Source organism: Novosphingobium sp. 11B (genome assembly GCF_054589055.1).
On record NZ_BAAILP010000178.1, the window covers coordinates 22712 to 25185 of the forward strand.

General features: G+C 67.9%; 2 protein-coding genes. Both read left to right on the plus strand.

Going from position 1 to position 2474, the window contains the following annotated elements:
- Positions 1-1015: class I adenylate-forming enzyme family protein (locus tag ACYPYD_RS16685; protein WP_459664283.1), on the plus strand; the 1015-nt coding region annotated here is incomplete at its 5' end.
- 5 nt (positions 1016-1020) lie between these two features.
- Entirely contained in the window at positions 1021-2373 is a 1353-nt protein-coding gene (locus tag ACYPYD_RS16690; RefSeq protein WP_285017500.1) for a spinster family MFS transporter, read from the plus strand.
- Positions 2374-2474: the final 101 nt, after the last annotated feature.

Sequence of the window (2474 nt, forward strand, 5' to 3'; positions counted from 1 at the left end):
CACGCACGGGTCGCTCAGCCGGATGGGCACCGCGATGGCGGGGCGTTTCCGGCTGACGGAGCAGGACCGGGTCTGGGACCCGCTGCCGCTGTTCCACATGTCGACGATCCTGCCGATGGCCGGGTGCCGGGCGACGGGCGCCTGCTTCATCGGCATGGGGCACTTCTCCGCCGACGAGGCGATGGACCTGCTGATCGAGCGGCGGCCGACCGTGCAGTACGCGGGTTTCCCGACGATCATCTCGGCGCTGGTGACGCATCCGCAGTTCGACCGCTACGACCAGTCGGACCTGCGGATCAACCACGTAGTCGGCCCGGTCGACCTCATGCGCCGCTACGGAACGCTGTTTCCGGGGGCGAAGTACGTCAACAGCTACGGCCTGACCGAAGGCACCGGCGTCCCCTGCTACAGCGAGATCGACGACCCCGACGACGTCCTGTTCGAAACCTCCGGCCCGATCTGCGAAGGCATGGAACTGGCGATCTTCGGCGAGGACGGCCGGATCGTCCCCGACGGCGAGCCCGGAGAGATCCGCATGCGCGGCTTCGGCGTCTTCGCGGGCTACTTCGACGATGCCGAGGCCACCGCCGCCGCCGTCGATGCCGGGGGCTGGCTCCATACCGGCGACCTTGGCCGGATCGGCGCGATGGGGCGCGTGGTCTACGAAGGGCGCCTCAAGGACATGCTCAAGATCGGCGGCGAGAACGTGGCCGCCGTCGAACTGGAGAGCTTCCTCGCCACGCACCCGGCGATCCGCATGGCGCAGGTCGTCGGCGTTCCGGACGAGCGTCTGATGGAAGTCGCCGCCGCCTTCATCGAACTCAACCCCGGCGAAGCCTTGAGCGAAGAGGACGTCGCGCGCCACTGCGCAGGCCGGATCGCCAGCTACAAGATCCCGCGCTACGTCCGGTTCGTCGAAAGCTGGCCGATGAGCGCCACCAAAGTCCAGAAATTCGAACTGCTGCGCGGCTTCACGCCGGAGCGCAAGATCGACCCGGCCGGCCTCGCGAAGTGACGGTCGTGACGCCCATCCGCGAAGCCGGCGCCGATTACCCGGAGGCCGCCCCCGAACCGCAGGGGGGATCGCGGGCGGGCTGGTATCTGATCTTCGTCCTCACCCTGGCCTACACCGCCAGTTTCATCGACCGGCAGGTGCTCAACCTGCTTGTCGGCCCGATCAAGGCCGAGTTCGGGCTCGACGATACCCGCCTCAGCCTGCTGCAGGGCCTCGCCTTCACATCGGCCTACGTCGTCATGAGCCCGGTGTTCGGACGCATCGCCGATGTCGGCAGTCGCAAGGGCGTGCTGATGTTCGGCATCGCCTTGTGGAGTATCGGCACCAGCGCCTGCGGTCTTGCGCGCAGCTACTGGCAGCTGTTCCTCGCCCGCTTCGGCGTCGGCGGGGCGGAAGCCTGCCTGACCCCGGCCGCATGGTCGATCATCGCCGACGCCTTCCCGCCGCGCCTGATCCCGCGCGCGTTCAGCGTCTACATGATGGGGCCGTATCTTGGCGGCGGCCTCGCGCTGATCTTCGGCGGATTGCTGCTGCAGGGCGCGGAAGGCTGGGACTTGTCTGCGATCCCGCTGCTGGGCGCGATGAAGCCGTGGCAGCTGGTCTTCTTCTGCGCGGGCCTGCCCGGCGTGCTGATCGCGCTGCTGCTGGTCTTCGTGAAGGAACCCGCCCGCCGCGCCTCTACCGCAAGTGCCGAGGTACAGACGATGTCGTCGGCAGAAATCTGGGCAACGTTCCGGCGCTGGCGCGGGTTCTACGGCAATTTCTACCTGGGCATGCCGCTGTTCATCATCCCGCTCTACGCCTTCCCCGCGTGGATGCCGACGGTGCTGATCCGCAAGTTCGGCGTCTCCGCCGCGCAAGTGGGTGTGCAGTACGGCATTGCCGTGCTCATCACCGGATCGCTCAGCGTGCTGGTCAGCCCCTGGGTGGCCCGCGCGGTGGAGCGCATGGGACGGCGCGACAACCTGCTTCTGGTCGCGCTGGGCGCCTCGGTCGCGATGGTGCCGCTCAGCCTCGCGCTCATGGCCGCCACCGATTACTGGACCGCCTTTGCCATCGCGACGGCGGCGAGCGTGCTCTACAGCTTGCCGCAGGCGCTTTCGTCCTCCGCGCTGCAGCTGGTGACGCCCAACCGGATGCGCGGCATCGCCTCGTCCATCTACGTCTTCGTCGTCAGCGTGGCCGGGCTGGCGCTGGCACCTACGTTCGTCGCGCTCATCACCGACCATGTCTTCGGCGACGAGGGCCGCGTGGGCGACTCCCTCGCCATCACCTGCGCCGTCGCGGCGGCAGCATCGACGGTGTTCATCGCCCGCGCCCTGCCCACGTATCGCCGGATGCTGGACGAGGCGGCGTAACCGGATGGCTTCAAACCTCCTTGGCAGCACGTCACCCTTCATCGTCATTGCGAGCGCAGCGAAGCAATTCAGGGTAGCCCTACACCGCCCTGGATTGCTTC